15 protein-coding genes, 1 tRNA gene and 3 rRNA genes are annotated in these 15,382 nt (G+C 60.8%); 10 read left to right on the top strand and 9 right to left on the bottom strand.

Annotated elements, in window-relative coordinates:
• Positions 1 to 34: 34 nt before the first annotated feature.
• Positions 35 to 196: a hypothetical protein gene (locus NJU76_RS15960; protein ID WP_254530355.1), complete on the bottom strand. Its 162-nt coding sequence runs from the start codon at positions 194 to 196 to the stop codon at positions 35 to 37.
• A 296-nt stretch (positions 197 to 492) separates the two neighbouring features.
• Here NJU76_RS15960 and NJU76_RS15965 point away from each other — a divergent pair, with 296 nt between their 5' ends.
• The gene (locus tag NJU76_RS15965) at positions 493 to 693 is read left to right on the top strand and encodes a dodecin (protein ID WP_254530356.1); all 201 of its coding nucleotides are present in this window, start codon (positions 493 to 495) and stop codon (positions 691 to 693) included.
• A gap of 188 nt (positions 694 to 881) precedes the next feature.
• On the opposite strand, the gene NJU76_RS15970 is transcribed toward NJU76_RS15965, so the two are convergent.
• The 8 genes from NJU76_RS15970 to NJU76_RS16005 form a co-directional block, all read right to left on the bottom strand.
• On the bottom strand, positions 882 to 1,256 hold the full coding sequence (locus NJU76_RS15970) for a HesB/IscA family protein (RefSeq protein WP_254530357.1): 375 nt from the start codon (positions 1,254 to 1,256) through the stop codon (positions 882 to 884).
• 118 nt (positions 1,257 to 1,374) lie between these two features.
• The gene (locus NJU76_RS15975) at positions 1,375 to 1,587 is read right to left on the bottom strand and encodes a hypothetical protein (RefSeq protein ID WP_254530358.1); all 213 of its coding nucleotides are present in this window, start codon (positions 1,585 to 1,587) and stop codon (positions 1,375 to 1,377) included.
• Between the two features lie 185 nt (positions 1,588 to 1,772).
• Positions 1,773 to 2,594 carry an IS5 family transposase gene (locus NJU76_RS15980; RefSeq protein ID WP_254528552.1) on the bottom strand — a complete coding sequence of 274 codons (822 nt, stop codon included), beginning with the start codon at positions 2,592 to 2,594 and terminating at the stop codon, positions 1,773 to 1,775.
• Positions 2,595 to 2,676: 82 nt separating this feature from the next.
• Positions 2,677 to 3,978, bottom strand: coding sequence for a histidinol dehydrogenase (gene hisD, locus NJU76_RS15985; RefSeq protein ID WP_254530359.1), 1,302 nt, complete (start codon positions 3,976 to 3,978; stop codon positions 2,677 to 2,679).
• A 43-nt stretch (positions 3,979 to 4,021) separates the two neighbouring features.
• The gene (locus tag NJU76_RS15990) at positions 4,022 to 4,243 is read right to left on the bottom strand and encodes a hypothetical protein (protein WP_254530360.1); all 222 of its coding nucleotides are present in this window, start codon (positions 4,241 to 4,243) and stop codon (positions 4,022 to 4,024) included.
• Positions 4,244 to 4,330: 87 nt separating this feature from the next.
• A complete protein-coding gene (locus tag NJU76_RS15995; RefSeq protein WP_254530361.1) occupies positions 4,331 to 5,173 on the bottom strand; it encodes an ABC transporter permease in 843 nt (280 codons plus the stop codon).
• Positions 5,170 to 6,270 (bottom strand): ABC transporter ATP-binding protein, encoded by a 1,101-nt coding sequence (locus tag NJU76_RS16000; protein ID WP_254530362.1) that lies wholly within the window; start codon positions 6,268 to 6,270, stop codon positions 5,170 to 5,172. Before NJU76_RS16000 ends, NJU76_RS15995 begins: the two co-directional genes overlap by 4 nt.
• Before the next feature lie 83 nt (positions 6,271 to 6,353).
• Positions 6,354 to 6,833, bottom strand: coding sequence for a winged helix-turn-helix transcriptional regulator (locus NJU76_RS16005; protein ID WP_254530363.1), 480 nt, complete (start codon positions 6,831 to 6,833; stop codon positions 6,354 to 6,356).
• 127 nt (positions 6,834 to 6,960) lie between these two features.
• On the opposite strand from NJU76_RS16005, the gene NJU76_RS16010 reads away from it, so the two are divergent.
• The 9 genes from NJU76_RS16010 (at position 6,961) to NJU76_RS16050 (ending at position 15,367) form a co-directional block, all read left to right on the top strand.
• Positions 6,961 to 7,101 (top strand): hypothetical protein, encoded by a 141-nt coding sequence (locus NJU76_RS16010; RefSeq protein ID WP_254530364.1) that lies wholly within the window; start codon positions 6,961 to 6,963, stop codon positions 7,099 to 7,101.
• On the top strand, positions 7,062 to 7,598 hold the full coding sequence (locus tag NJU76_RS16015) for an NAD(P)-dependent oxidoreductase (RefSeq protein ID WP_254530365.1): 537 nt from the start codon (positions 7,062 to 7,064) through the stop codon (positions 7,596 to 7,598). The genes NJU76_RS16010 and NJU76_RS16015 overlap by 40 nt, the downstream gene beginning before the upstream one ends.
• The gene (locus tag NJU76_RS16020) at positions 7,595 to 7,999 is read left to right on the top strand and encodes a hypothetical protein (RefSeq protein ID WP_254530366.1); all 405 of its coding nucleotides are present in this window, start codon (positions 7,595 to 7,597) and stop codon (positions 7,997 to 7,999) included. Before NJU76_RS16015 ends, NJU76_RS16020 begins: the two co-directional genes overlap by 4 nt.
• A 175-nt stretch (positions 8,000 to 8,174) precedes the next feature.
• A complete protein-coding gene (locus NJU76_RS16025) occupies positions 8,175 to 8,777 on the top strand; it encodes a metal-dependent hydrolase (protein WP_254530367.1) in 603 nt (200 codons plus the stop codon).
• Positions 8,778 to 9,605: 828 nt separating this feature from the next.
• A 16S ribosomal RNA gene (locus NJU76_RS16030) occupies positions 9,606 to 11,080 on the top strand.
• 158 nt (positions 11,081 to 11,238) lie between these two features.
• Positions 11,239 to 11,310: transfer RNA gene (locus NJU76_RS16035), tRNA-Ala, on the top strand.
• Positions 11,311 to 11,538: 228 nt separating this feature from the next.
• Positions 11,539 to 14,457 (top strand): 23S ribosomal RNA (locus NJU76_RS16040).
• Positions 14,458 to 14,608: 151 nt separating this feature from the next.
• A 5S ribosomal RNA gene (gene rrf, locus NJU76_RS16045) occupies positions 14,609 to 14,730 on the top strand.
• The 16S, 23S and 5S rRNA genes sit together here with 1 tRNA gene alongside, the layout of an rRNA operon.
• Before the next feature lie 220 nt (positions 14,731 to 14,950).
• Entirely contained in the window at positions 14,951 to 15,367 is a 417-nt protein-coding gene (locus tag NJU76_RS16050) for a DUF7344 domain-containing protein (protein ID WP_254530368.1), read from the top strand.
• Positions 15,368 to 15,382 lie beyond the last annotated feature (15 nt).

Below are 15,382 nucleotides of genomic sequence, written 5' to 3' on the forward strand. Positions count from 1 at the left end.
GACCGGAGCACGCGCCCATCTGGGGCCCTCGCCCTCACTCGGCACGATCGATTCGCTCCCCGTCGTTCTCGCTGATGGCCTGCGGTCGCGACTCGAGCGAACCGACGACCCGGAGATGGCAGCAATCGTCCTCGTTCCCTTCGGGCTGTGTATCGAACGTCGCGTGGGTCGTCGGGAGAAGGATCACGGCCCGCATCTACTGTTCGCGTTCGACCAGCGACTCGATTCGGGCCGCTGTTGGCGGCGTGTACCGAAGAGAAGACGTTCGAGGCGATGGAGCCGTTTCGTAACGTCGCTCGAGTGCACTGGCGAGGGCCGCCGTCATCCGGCACCCGCAACAGCTGCTCTATCCCTGACTGAGTAGCAGACGGGACGGGTCGAACGCAGTTCAGCAGTCGTCAGTAATCAGTTCACGACCGAGCGATATCCGATTCCTACCGCACTGAACCGACGGGGAGCTTTACGTCGTTACGCGGTGTAGTACGTCGAGCCATGGTATTCAAGAAAATCACACTCATTGGCACCAGTCCCGAGAGTTTCGACGCAGCAGCCGACAACGCGATCGACCGCGCGGAAGAGACGCTGGAGCACGTTCACTGGATCGAGGTCGACGAACTCGGCGTCGAAGTCGCGAGTGTCGACGACAGGGAGTACCAGGCCGAAGTCACCGTCGCATTCCAACTCGAGGAGTAACCACGCGCGCCATTACGGTCGCCGTCGGGGATCATCCCTTTCTTTCGAGTCCGTGACGCACGAGACTGCGGCTCTCCGACGGTGTCGATGCGTCGGAACGGTCGAAAAGAGTGGACGGAGTCAATATGTAGAGACTAGTTCGGACGGGAACGAGTCGGGTCGAGCGAGTCGGACCGCCGTTCCGGTCGTTACGTTCGGAACGACTCACCGCAGCCGCACTCGCTGACGACGTTCGGGTTGTCGACGTGGAACCCTTCTGCCTGCAAGCCGTCCTCGTAGTCGAGGACGCTGCCTTCGATGTACTTCAGACTCGCCGGATCGACGAAGATGCGCAGCTCGTGGTGCTCGTAGATCGTGTCGTCCTCGTCCGGTGCGTCGTCGAATCGCATCCCGTAGGAGAGGCCGGCACAGCCACCTTGCTGAACGAACAGTCGAAGCCCGGCTTCCGTCGCATCGAGGCCCTCGCTCTCGAGCAGTGAGAGGGCCTCACCCGCTGCGTCTTCGGTTACTTCGATCTCCGGGCGCGTCTCCGCCTTCCCGCCATCCATACTGTCCGTACTCATGTCCCTACCTTTCGGCGCAACGATGTTAACTGTGACGCCCTTCGCTCGCGGACGGGCTAGCTACTATCGGTTACGAACCGTCTCGCGACCGCCAGGTCACACCTCCCGTCGCACTGCTCTAGAGACGCAAGCGACGTTGAATCGACTGATAACACGTCCCGAATTGCTGTCTGTCGTTCCGCGAGAGCTCGATGTCGTGTTTCGCTAGCAATTCGAGCATCCGCTTCAGATCGCAATCGTACCACATTGAGAGGAGCCGCACGTTTTTCTGTGCGTAGTCGTAGTTGCGCTCCAGGACGCGCTCGTCCATCGGATCGACGTGCGGTTCCATCTCGTTTCCTCTTCCGTCCTCCAGCTATGTAAAACCAATTTGCAATTCCACAACGTGAACCCGCGCCGAGCAACAGTATATTACCGTTCTCTACATTGTGCTTCGTAGGATCGCTAGACGAAGCTTGATTTCGGCGTTTTCACTAATGCCACCGCCGGTCGAAAACCGATACACTGCGGTTGATTCTACGGATATCTAACTGTTCGACGAAGATTGTAGACGGCACATTTGAGCACCATCTCGCGGAATTCGAGGTGCCAGCTTCGCGCACGCACGGCGGAGCCGAGCGTGCGCTTGATCGACGAAAAGACAGTCTCAACCATCCAGCGGCGATTGTACCAGCAGCTGCTCATCCGGGCGTTGTGTGCCCGGTCGAGCGAGGAGTAGATCCGGTGTTTGATCAACGGTCGGATGCGATCAAGATGAAGATCGTCTCGGAATGGCTTTCCATCGTAAGCACGGTCAGCGGCCAATGACCGCAGGTCCTCGGCGTTTCGCCGAGCGACCTGCGGACCAATCTTCGCATCATGTTTTTTCGTGGTCGTACAGTGAACATCGTAGACGTACAGCGTTTTCACGTCCACGAGGGCAGTGACTTTGAGCGAGCGAACGCGGTAGTGTTTTCGCGTCGCGTAGTACCGCGAGGGCTGGTCGCGGTCGAAACCAGTCGAGTCGATCGCGGCATGGCCAGTGCGTTTCTCGGCTGATTCGCCGAGAAACGCACGATAGGTCTCCATCGAGATAGTCTCAAACCAGTCACGCAGGACGGTAAAATGCGGAAGCCGCGTGAGGCCGATTTCGTCGAGAATGCCGGGCATTTCGCTCAACAGATCGATTGTCTGGCGGTAGGATTTCCCGAGTTCGATCCGCAGTGCTTGCAACGTGAGCATCGCCCATTCGGCGAACCCGCCACCCCCTACGGGGTCGGCGGGTTCGTCCGGATTCTCGACAACGTTTTTAGCTTTCGCAACGATTTCTCGGGTGAGGAGACGGAATTCGGATACCAAAGTAATCCGTCTCTTCGCTTTCTACGAAGATAACGAGATTGAGGCGACGCCGTCTAGCGATCCTACAGAGCACTACATTGTATTACTGCTCGTTACGATTTGTTTCGTCCTCGAGTCGGATTCGAACGCTTTCAGCGTGCGCTTCGAGTCCCTCCGCGTCGGCGAGGGTGGTGATCGTCTCTCCCAGATCGGCGAGTCCGTCCCCGGAGAGTCGCTGGACCGTCGTCGAGCGGAGGAACGTTTCGACCGAGAGGCCGCCGGTCACCCGCGCCCCGCCGTCGGTCGGAAGGACGTGGTTGGTGCCGCTCGCGTAGTCGCCGGCAGCCACGGGGGTGTTCGGCCCGAGGAAAACGCTGCCCGCGCTGTCGATCCGCTCGAGGATCGATTCGTCGTCGGCCGCGAGTATCGAGAGGTGTTCGGGTGCGTACGCCTCCGCGAAGAGGATGGCCTCGCTCATCGACCGGGCGTGGAGGACACCGCTCGCGTCGTTTGTAAGGGCCTCACGAATGACGTCCTCGCGCTCCCGTTGGCTCACCTGCTCGTCGACGGCTGCAGCCACGGCGTCGGCGGTCGTTTCGTCGTCGGTGACGGCCACAACCGACCCGTTTGGATCGTGTTCGGCCTGCGCGACCAGTTCCGCCGCGACCAGATCGGGCGCCGCCGTCTCGTCGGCGATCACGACGACTTCGCTCGGTCCCGCGAGGAAGTCGATCTCGACGTCGCCGCGAACTGCGCCTTTTGCTGCCGTCACCCACTTGTTCCCGGGACCGACGATCTTCTGCACGCGGTCGATCGTCTCCGTCCCGTAGGCGAGCCCCGCGATGGCCTGTGCACCGCCGACGCTGTAGACGGCGTCCGCGCCCGCGGCGTGGATCGCAGCTAACGTGACGGGATTCAGATCCTCGGCCGGCGGCGTGACGACGGCGACGTGATCGACTCCCGCGACGACCGCCGGAACGATGCCCATGATCGCACTCGAGGGATACGCCGCCGAGCCGCCGGGGACGTACACGCCGACGCGTTCGAGGGGTCGAAACCGCCGACCGAGCGTCCGACCCGGACCGAACTCTCGCTGCCAGTCCTCCGGTAGCTGTGCTTCGTGAAACTCGCGGACGTTCGCCGCGGCCGTCTCGATTGCCGTTCGCGTCTCTTCGTCGATTTCGTCGACGGCTCGTTCGCAGCGATCGGTGATCTCGAGGTTTCCGAGTTCGACGCCGTCGTACTCACTCGTGAATTCGCGGACGGCGACGTCGCCTTCCTCGCGGACGCGATCGACGATCTCTCGAACGTCTTCCGAGACCGCTTCGATACCGGCGTCACGCTCGAAGAAGGCTGCCCGGTCGCCCGGCCCGAGGTCCGCGATCGCCTGGACGTCGATTGTCATGACGTCAGGTTCGGACGGCGGCCGAAAAACGGTTTCCTTCCGCTCACGCGTCGGGGTTCTCGACCTCCCAGATGCCGACAGCGTCGAGGCACGCCCTGACGAACAGATAGACGAGGAGCCCGAACCCGACGACGGCGAACGGTGCCTGCACCAGATTCGCGAGTTCCACCTCGAGGACGATCCGAGTGAGCCCGCGGACGACGAAGCTCACGATCACGAGCCCGAACGCGATGAGTGAGAGTTTGACGAATCCCGATCGATCCATGTCTCACCGTACGACCACGTTCGCTAAATGGTGTCGGTTGGTCTCACGCCGACGGGAACGGTCCCGGCCGACGATCGGAGCGGACCGTCACTGAACGTCTGCGCTGGCGGCGCGACCGATCGCGTAGACGGCCACTGCCCCCAACACCAGCGCGAGACCCACGAGCACGGCCAGTGCCGGTACCAGCGTGTTCCACAGTCCGTCGAAGCGCGTGACTTCGATGACCGTCATCGTGTCCTCGCCCAGCATCACGGCGCGAGTGGCGTCGACGCCGTAGGTGATTGGGTTGAACGTCGCAACGGTCTGAATCCAGTCCGGGAGTGCCGGCAGCGGCAGGAACGCACTCGAGACGAACAGCAAGGGTAACTGCAGCAGGTTCGCCCCGATGATCGTCGACTCTTCGTCGCGAGTCACGACGGCCAGCACGTTAGAGAACGCGGTAAACCAGATCGAGAACACGACGCAAATGGCCGCGATCGCCACGGCACCGATAACCCCGGTCTCGATCTCGGCGCCGAGTGCGACACCGAGTCCCAGCACGATCGTGACCTGGGCGACGATCCGAACGATCTCGGCCAGCGTCTTCCCTAGAAAGACGGCGGTTCGATTCATCGGACTGACCAGAATCTTTTCGAACATGCCGGTCTCGATGTCGTTGACGAGTCCGATCCCCGACGTCGCGGCCGCGACCAGCGCCACCTGGATCACGATCGCGGGCACGAGGTATGTCTCGTACGTGATTCCCTTGAGGGCACCCGTCGCGACGCCACCGAACACCTGCGTGAACAACACGAGGAATATGATCGGCTGGACGAGCGAGACCACGAGAACGAACGGGTTTCGAACCGACTTGATCGTCCACCGAACGAACGTCACCCAGACGTCGCTCGCGAAGCTCCCGCCGTGGCCGTCCACGCTCGGTGTGCTCATCGGTCCACCTCCTCGCCATCGGCATCGCCGGCCCCGCCGCCACCGACGGCGCTGTCCCGCTCGCCGCTCGAGTCGCGCCCGCCATCACCGATCGTCTCGGACTGAGCGCTCCCGTTCGGCGTCGGCTCACCGTCGGCAGCGGACGGTTCGGGACGCTCGTCCGTCACCGCCAGGAACACGTCGTCGAGCGTCGGTGCTCGGATATCGAATCCGATCACGTCGATCCCGGCGTCGCGTAACGCGACCAGTAAGTCCGTCCCGCGCGTTCGCGCGTCGCGTGCAGTCACTTTCAATCCCGACTTCGTCGGTTCGATCGTCGCCCCCTCCGCGAACAGCCTCTCGTCGCGGGCCACCGTCACCGCGCGTTCGCTCGAATCGGGATCCACCAGTTCGACCGCGAGAATCTCGCCGCCAACCCGGCGTTTCAGTTCGACCGGCGTTCCCTCCGCGACCACCGACCCGCTCTGAATAACCGACAACCGGTCGCACAGCTGGTCCGCCTCCTCGAGATACTGGGTCGTCAGGAACACTGTCGTCCCTGCGTCGTTTATCCGCCGGAAGTACTCCCAGAGGCGATTCCGTGCCGCCGGATCGAGCCCGGTCGTTGGTTCGTCGAGAAACACCAACCGCGGCCGGTGAACTAGCGCGGTAGCCGCGTCGAGGCGCTTTTTCATCCCACCCGAGAAGTCGTCGGCGACCTTGTCCTCGACGTCGGTTAGCTCCACGAGCTCGAGAAGTTCGTCGATTCGGTCGCTTCGATCGGCTCGTCCGACGCCGTAGGCATCGCACGCGAACCGGAGGTTCTCGCGCGCCGTTAGCTCGGGATCGATACTCGTCTCCTGTGCCATATACCCGACCGTCGCGCGCACGTGATGCGGGTCCGCGATAGCGTCGAATCCGTTCACCGCTATCGAACCTTCGGTCGGTCGCAGCAACGTTACCAGCGTCTTGATCACCGTCGTTTTCCCGGCACCGTTTGGCCCGAGAAATCCAAAAAACTCCCCCTCGTCCACGAGCAGGTCGACACCTCGGACCGCTTCGGTCCCGTCTGCGTACGTTACCGCCACGTCACGGGCCTCGATAGCGTAGTCGGTCACAGTCGTCGTAGGCCGGGCGTCGGGATATATCTGCGAGTTCGAACCCACTAGGTAATTTCGATTTTCGAACTTTCGACGCTCGGTCACTGGTCGACCGGCTCGAGGTCGTGCTCGATGGCCCACGCGTGCAGGTGGCCGAAGGCCGGAAACACCGCGTGGCCCTTCTCCGTCGGTTCGTATTCGACTCGGGGCGGGACTTCGTCGTAGGCCTCCCGTCGCAACAACCCCGCCTCGACTAGCTCTCTGAGTCGTTCGGAGAGCGTGTTCGCCGGCACCTCCAGGCGATCCTCGAGGGCCGAGAAGCGAAGCGGTTCACCGGCAAAGGCGAACGCCGAGAGAACCGCCATCGCGTGGGCCCTCCCAAAGAGGTCGAGTAACTCCGCGACAGTCCGTTCGACGCGCTCGCGCTCCCTGGGCTTGAGTCGATCGCGGAGCGCACTGGCCGTCTCCCGCGTTCGCCCGGCGTCCAGCCCCGGCACCGTTCCGACCCCCTTCGGCGTCGTCTCGCCCTTGCGCACGTCTGCACCGTTCGATCGCCAGTCTTCTGTCGACTCCTCGTCCATACCGTCCCTCGGACGTCGCAGAACTAAAGCTTCGTTTTCGAATTATCGCCTCGGGAACGATATCGACGTCAATCCTTCGATACGTCGAAGTCACACGCTTATCATTTGCCGCGCCGAAGTGACGGCCATGCGACTCACCGTCTTCGGGGCGACCGGCCGAACCGGCCGCCCGCTCTGCCGACTGGCGCTCGAGCGCGGCGACGACGCGGCCACGACGTCGGTGTCCACGTGCGCTCGCCCGCGAAGCTCCCGTTCGCGGACGACGTGACCGTGGTCGCCGGTGACGTCTACACCGGCACGGGCGTCGCCGAGGCCGTCGCGGGCGCGGACGCTGTCGTTTCCGTCCTCGGACAGACCGACGGGTCGCCGGACGACCTGCTCACGGTCGCCGGCGACAACGTCCTCGCGGCGATGACGGACGCCGGCGTCGACCGGTACGTCACCCTCGTCGGTGCCGGCGTCCGCCAGGAGGGCGATTCGGTGTCACTCGGTGGCCGCGCGATGGGCGTGCTGTTGAAACTCTTCGCCCGATCAGTTCTCGAAGACGCCGCCGCTCACGTCGACCGCGTGAAACGGACCGATCTCGCGTGGACCGTCGTCCGCGCACCCCGCCTCACCGAGAGGGCGCCGACGGGTGAGTACCGCGCCGGTGACGTCTCGCTCGGGTTCGAGTCTATCGACCGCGCGGACGTCGCCCGGTTCATCCTCGACTGCCTCGAGGAAGATCTGTACGTCCGCGAACTGCCGACGGTGGGGCCAACGTGAGCGGCCGCCGCTCGGTCGGACGCCGCGGTGTGCTGGCCGTCGTCGGCGCCGTCACCGCGAACCTGCTCGTTTCCGGTGACGGGCCTCTCCTCCCGGGGTCGGGGGCTTCCACCCGTTCAGCGTCGGCTCCGCTGCGGTCGCGTCCGGTCGGTACCCTCGGTGCGACGGCCGCCCCCGCCGTTCCGGTTCGACTCCGCTCTCGAGTTCGTCGATTCCTCGCGCCAGCTTTCTCGGCTCGCGGCACCGACGGCGGGGCGACCTACAAACAGTCGAGTGATGGCCGCGATTTACACCCTCTCCAACCCGCGCTCGCCGGTCGGGTGACCGACGACGTTCGATCGATACTTGGCCGTCTGCCGACCGATTTCCTACCGTTCGGTCGCGATACACGAGGGTCCTAGACGTAGCCTTCCCCTTCCCGATGGCGATACGTTTCCCATAATCGTCACTTTCACGTTTTTCGTCAGCTTCCGGCGACGCTTCCGCTTCGGTTCGGATCGGTGGAACAGACCGATCGAACGCGTCCGGAACTGCAAGTGCTTCATAACTATTCCTCGTCGACCGAACCACCGTTCTATGTGGCCGTGGGAACACGCAATCGTCGGTTATCTCGCGTACTCAGTGTGCTGTCACCTTCTCTTCCGCGATTCGCCCAGCGGGCTCGAGGCGTTCGTCGTCGTCCTGGCCTCGATCCTCCCGGATCTGATCGACAAGCCGCTCGCGTGGGAGTACGGCATCTTCGACGCGGGGTACGCTATCGGTCACTCCGTGTTCTTCATCGTTCCACTGTCGATCGTCGTCGGAACGATCGCGTCCGCGGTCGGACGTCCGCGAACCGCCTTCGCCTTTGGGATCGGTATCAGCTTGCATCCCCCGGGTGACGTCCTCTATTCCTACGTCAGTCAGGGGATCGTCCAGGTCGAACTCATGCTCTGGCCCGTCGTGACCCTTTCCGGACCACCTCCCAGCCCCGGATTCTTCGAGTCGTTCGAACTGCTGTTCGGTCGCTACCTGGCCGACCTCCTCGCAGGAGACGTCTCGACGTACGTCTGGCTCCAGTTCGGACTCGCCGCCTTCGCGTTCCTGCTGTGGCTCTACGACGGCGTGCCGGTTCTCCGCGAGTGCCTGCTGGAAGGAAAACGGATGCTTCCGGAGACCAGTAACTCGAGTTCGAAGTGACGAATCGTCTCGAGACTGCAGACCTGTCTTCTCACAGGCGTCGTATCGGGACCTGTGTGGTCTCAGGACGGTCGCTCTTCGTCTCCTCGCCGGTTCCGTCCCTCGAAGCGGCAGCCGTGGTCCGTGCGTGTTCCGTTCCGGATCGTCTGAGACGGCGGAGACTGCGAGACGCTGTCTTCCTCGTGAATGCCCAACGTAGAACACTGTACGTCCGAGACGACGGCCTTATGTAGGGGCCGGGGCCTCCTCACTAATGCAAACGACGTGGCGCACGCCGCCACGTTCCCTCCGGCCGTGTTCCGGCACGGAGGCAGAATACTATCCATCATCTCGGTGTGGCCGTCGGCTCGATCGATGGTCGACTGTGAGGTGCTCGGATCGGTCGTGCCCAACGCTGGATTACCAGCGATACGGTACGCTGTCCTTATATAGACTGGGCGCGTACTGTAGTTTGCACGAAAGCTCCCGCCGGAGTGCGGTTTTCGGCGTGGACGCGATCCGACGCCCTTATATGTACGAGGGCAGTTGGATAGAACGCAACGAACGCGTGATCGACGGCCCGTTCAACCCGGGCCGTCATCTCGGACGGCGCGAGTCCGAAGGGGTTATGTACCCCTGACGGCTTACGAATACGTCCGAAGGAAATGAGGATCCTACCCCTGCGGTCCGCCGTACAGATGGGATCTGATGTTAGCCCTGGTAGTTCGGTGACGCCCAATCGGTCGTCGCGATCGGCTGTCGTCATCGAACGTGGACCATTATATCATGTGTGAGTGTGTACCAACATTCACCGCCAGACCCCGAGCACAGCTCGGGGAGATAGCATTCATTCCGGTTGATCCTGCCGGAGGTCATTGCTATTGGAGTCCGATTTAGCCATGCTAGTTGCACGAGTTCAGACTCGTAGCAGATAGCTCAGTAACACGTGGCCAAACTACCCTATGGACCCGGATAACCTCGGGAAACTGAGGCTAATCCGGGATACGGTTCGCAGCCTGGAAGTGGCGCGAACCCGAAACGCCCCGGCGCCATAGGATGTGGCTGCGGCCGATTAGGTAGACGGTGGGGTAACGGCCCACCGTGCCGATAATCGGTACGGGTTGTGAGAGCAAGAGCCCGGAGACGGAATCTGAGACAAGATTCCGGGCCCTACGGGGCGCAGCAGGCGCGAAACCTTTACACTGCACGAGAGTGCGATAAGGGGACTCCAAGTGCGAGGGCATATAGTCCTCGCTTTTCACCACCGTAAGGAGGTGGTAGAATAAGTGCTGGGCAAGACCGGTGCCAGCCGCCGCGGTAATACCGGCAGCACGAGTGATGACCGCTATTATTGGGCCTAAAGCGTCCGTAGCTGGCCACGCAAGTCTATCGGGAAATCCGCGCGCTCAACGTGCGGGCGTCCGGTAGAAACTGCGTGGCTTGGGACCGGAAGATCCAGAGGGTACGTCTGGGGTAGGAGTGAAATCCCGTAATCCTGGACGGACCACCGGTGGCGAAAGCGCTCTGGAAGGACGGATCCGACGGTGAGGGACGAAAGCTTGGGTCACGAACCGGATTAGATACCCGGGTAGTCCAAGCTGTAAACGATGTCTGCTAGGTGTGACACAGGCTACGAGCCTGTGTTGTGCCGTAGGGAAGCCGTGAAGCAGACCGCCTGGGAAGTACGTCCGCAAGGATGAAACTTAAAGGAATTGGCGGGGGAGCACTACAACCGGAGGAGCCTGCGGTTTAATTGGACTCAACGCCGGACATCTCACCAGCATCGACAATGTGCAGTGAAGGTCAGTGTGATGAGCTTACTGGAGCCATTGAGAGGAGGTGCATGGCCGCCGTCAGCTCGTACCGTGAGGCGTCCTGTTAAGTCAGGCAACGAGCGAGACCCGCACTCCTAATTGCCAGCAACACCCTTGTGGTGGTTGGGTACATTAGGAGGACTGCCAGTGCCAAACTGGAGGAAGGAACGGGCAACGGTAGGTCAGTATGCCCCGAATGTGCTGGGCGACACGCGGGCTACAATGGCCGAGACAGTGGGATGCCACCCCGAAAGGGGGCGCTAATCTCCGAAACTCGGTCGTAGTTCGGATTGAGGGCTGAAACTCGCCCTCATGAAGCTGGATTCGGTAGTAATCGCCGTTCAGAAGACGGCGGTGAATACGTCCCTGCTCCTTGCACACACCGCCCGTCAAAGCACCCGAGTGGGGTCCGGATGAGGCCGCTGTAACAGCGGTCGAATCTGGGCTCCGCAAGGGGGCTTAAGTCGTAACAAGGTAGCCGTAGGGGAATCTGCGGCTGGATCACCTCCACAGACCGAGACCAGGCCGACGCGCCTGGCTCACTGCGGATAGCGGTTTTCGAACCGCATTCACGTTCGATCGCGACAGTCACCCGACTGGCCGATCGGGCACCTCAGAACTACCAGGGCTAACACCCAACTCCCCGCCCGCCTCCCGGAGGCGGGCGTGGGCCCATAGCTCAGTGGTAGAGTGCCTCCTTTGCAAGGAGGATGCCCAGGGTTCGAATCCCTGTGGGTCCATGACTCGGTGCGATTCGGAGCGAATCACTCCCCTTAAGTGGGAGAGGGCGCTACGAATCAATCCGAAGCTAACCGATGCACCACCCCGTGCAAACGTGGGTGGGAAGGGTTAATGCACGCCAGCTGTCTACTGGCGTGCAGATGAGACCGTGTGTACGTGTAGTCCAGGCGTCCACTGGACCCGTTCCCGGGTCACGATGTTGCGACTCTGTCGCAACGCCGATCCGATGAACGTGGCTACTGTGCCAGCTGGTGGATCGCTCGGCTTGAGAGCTGAAGAAGGACGTGCCAAGCTGCGATAAGCCTATGGGAGCCGCACGGAGGCGAAGAACATAGGATCTCCGAATGGGAATCCCCACCGCAATTGCTTCGCGCAATGGGGAACGTCGGGAATTGAAACATCTTAGTACCGACAGGAAAAGAAAGCAAACGCGATGTCGTAAGTAATGGCGAATGAACGCGATACAGTCCAAACCGAAGCCTTCGGGCAATGTGGTGTTCGGACTGACGATCACTTCCTGAAACGCGACACGAAGTCTCCTGGAACGGAGCACGAGACAGGGTGACAGTCCCGTACTGTTGACGAGTAGAGAACGAGTCAGCTCCAGAGTATCGGGGGTTGGATATCTCTCGTGAATCTCGCGGGCATCGACCGCGAAGACTAAACACTCCTCAAGACCGATAGCGAACAAGTAGCGTGAGCGAACGCTGAAAAGCACCCCAAGAAGGGAGGTGCAATAGGGCGTGAAATCAGTTGGCGATGGAGCGACGGGGCACGAAAGGTCCCGTGAGAAATGACCGTAGCGCGAGCTACTAGTAAGAATCACGGGAAGCCGGTGTTCTGTCGTACGTTTTGAAAAACGAACCAGGGAGTGTGCCTGTTTGACGAGTCTAACTCGATCATCGAGGAAGGCGAAGGGAAACCGACAGGGCCGCAGCACTATGTGTGAGGGCCGCCGTGTTCAAGCGCGGGGAGTCAAACGGGCACGACCCGAAACCGGACGATCTAGGCGTGGACAAGGTGAAGCGTACCGAAAGGTACGTGGAGGCCTGTTAGAGTTGGTGTCCTACAATACCCTCTCGTGATCTACGTCTAGGGGTGAAAGGCCCATCGAGTCCGGAAACAGCTGGTTCCAACCGAAACATGTCGAAGCATGACCTCTGCCGAGATAGTTCGTGGGGTAGAGCAACGGATTGGGGGACCGCACTCCGAGAGGAGTGCGCCCCCCTGTCCAACTCCGAACCTACGAACGTCGTTTGACGCAGGGAGTCCGGTGCGCGGGGTAAGCCTGTGTACCGTGAGGGAGACAACCCAGAGCTGGGTTAAGGTCCCCAAGTGTGGATTAAGTGCGATCGAAGGTGGTCTCAAGCCCTAGACAGCCGGGAGGTGAGCTTAGAAGCAGCTACCCTCTAAGAAAAGCGTAACAGCTTACCGGCCGAGGTTTGAGGCGCCCAAAATGATCGGGGCTCAAATCCACCACCGAGACCTAGCAGTGCGGATCATACCGCAATCTTGTAGGTTGGCGTTCTGTTCGGATGGAAGCACGGACGAGAGTTCGTGTGGACCGTTCAGTAACGAAAATCCTGGTCATAGTAGCAGCGTTAGTCGGGTTAGAACCCCGACGGCCGAACGAGTAAGGGTTCCTCAGCAATGCTAATCAGCTGAGGGTTAGCCGGTCCTAAGTCAGCCCGCAAGTCGAAGCTGACAACAGGGAAATAGGTTAATATTCCTATGCCAGTGTGCACTCAAAGCCGACGCTTTGGGGCCGCCTGAGCTGGGCCTTCGCCCAGTCGAACAGTCAAAAATCGTGGAAGCCGTAATGGCACGAAGCGGTTGAACGGCTGGATAGCGCAAGTCAGGTCAACCTAGAGCCCGTGAAAAGGCGAGCACACTGTCCGTACCGAGATCCGACACAGGTACTCGTGGCGGCGAAAGCCAAGGTCTGTCGGGAGCAACCGACGTTAGGGAATTCGGCAAGTTAGTCCCGTACGTTCGCAATAAGGGATGCCTGCCTCGGAAAGAGGCAGGTCGCAGTGACTCGGGCGCTCCGACTGTCTAGTAACAACATAGGTGACCGCAAATCCGCAAGGACTCGTACGGTCACTGAATCCTGCCCAGTGCAGGTATCTGAACACCCCGTACAAGGGGACGAAGGACCTGTTAACGGCGGGGGTAACTATGACCCTCTTAAGGTAGCGTAGTACCTTGCCGCTTCAGTAGCGGCTTGCATGAATGGATCAACGAGAGCGCCACTGTCCCAACGTTGGGCCCGGTGAACTGTACGTTCCAGTGCGGAGTCTGGAGACCCCCAAGGGGAAGCGAAGACCCTATAGAGCTTTACTGCAGGCTGTCACTGAGACGTGGTCGCCATTGTGCAGCATAGGTAGGAGCCGCTACACAGGTACCCGCGCTAGCGGGCCACCGAGGCATCACTGAAATACTACCCGATGGTGACTGCGACTCTCACTCCTGGCGGAGGACACTGGTAGCCGGGCAGTTTGACTGGGGCGGTACGCGCCTGAAAAGATATCGGGCGCGCCCCAAGATTTCCTCACCCGTGTCGGAGACGCGGGAAAGAGCGCAAGAGCATACGGAAGTCTGACAGTGTCCAGCACAACGATGGACGCTGACGCGAAAGCGTGGTCTAGCGAACCAATCAGCCTGCTTGATGCGGGCGATTGCTGACAGAAAAGCTACCTTAGGGATAACAGAGTCGTCACCCGCAAGAGCACATATCGACCGGGTGGCTTGCTACCTCGATGTCGGTTCCCTCCATCCTGCCCGTGCAGAAGCGGGCAAGGGTGAGGTTGTTCGCCTATTAAAGGAGGTCGTGAGCTGGGTTTAGACCGTCGTGAGACAGGTCGGCTGCTATCTATTGGGGGTGTAACGGTATCTGACGGGAACGTTCGTATAGTACGAGAGGAACTACGAATGGGTGCCACTCGTGTACCGGCTGTCCGAGAGGGCACGCGCCGGGCAGCGACGCACCACGGGGTAAGAGCTGAACGCATCTAAGCTCGAAACCCACCTGAAAAAGAGATACCACCGAGATCACTCGTAGAAGACGAGGTCGATAGACTCGGGGTGTACGCACCAAGGCAACGAGGTGTTGAGCCCGCGAGCACTAACTGATCGAGCCACACACTCATACACTACATCGCATTGGATCCGTGACACGCGAGCGGGTCCGGACGCATACTGGACTACACATACACATCGGTCACAGATAGACGCCCACAACGCAGACACCGTCCACCGATTATGGTTTGACGGCGGTTCGATTCCGTCGATCGGCATTACGGCGGCCACAGCGGCGAGGTGCCTCCCGTACCCATCCCGAACACGGAAGATAAGCTCGCCTGCGTTACGGCCAGTACTGGAGTGCGCGAGCCTCTGGGAAGCCCGTTTCGCCGCCGACCACTCATACTCCTTCCATCTTTCACCCGGCGAGCGACCGCACTGGCGGTCGCCAGCCGGGTTATTGCGTATCCATAACCGGTTGTAGCGAGACCAGTAACTTCGGGAGTGTTCCTCTCTGGCACGGAGACGGGAGAACTCAATCGCGATACACGACCTGCGCGACCCGTATCAAATATTTTTGGAGCATAACTTATCCGGCTGTTTCGAAAAGACCGGCATATGGACACAGGGGAAGATCCTCCTGATCTGGATGCTCGTTACGAACTGCTGTCAGAATCGCGCCGTCGATACGTCCTGTATTACCTCTTCGACAACGACCACGCGAGCATCGACAGGTTAGCATCGCAAGTCGCCGCATGGGAACAGAACGTCTCGATCGAATCGGTGTCCGACGAACAGCGGAAATCGATCGTCGTGGGACTGCTACACAACCATCTCCCGCGACTCGAGGAACACGACGTTGTCACATTCGATCAGCGACGCGGTGACGTCCACCGAGGACGTCGCTTCGAAGCTCTCACGTCCACCGTGAAACGCGCACGGGAGGATGACGAAATCGAATCGGCCGTCAGTACATCGTCTGAAACGTTTCTGTACGGTGATACTGTGACGGAATCGACGAACTCGGATCGATAGCTCGATCGGTCGTCT

Origin of the sequence: Natrinema gelatinilyticum (genome assembly GCF_024266705.1) — an archaeon.
In the GTDB taxonomy this organism is placed as follows: Archaea; Halobacteriota; Halobacteria; order Halobacteriales; family Natrialbaceae; genus Natrinema; species Natrinema gelatinilyticum.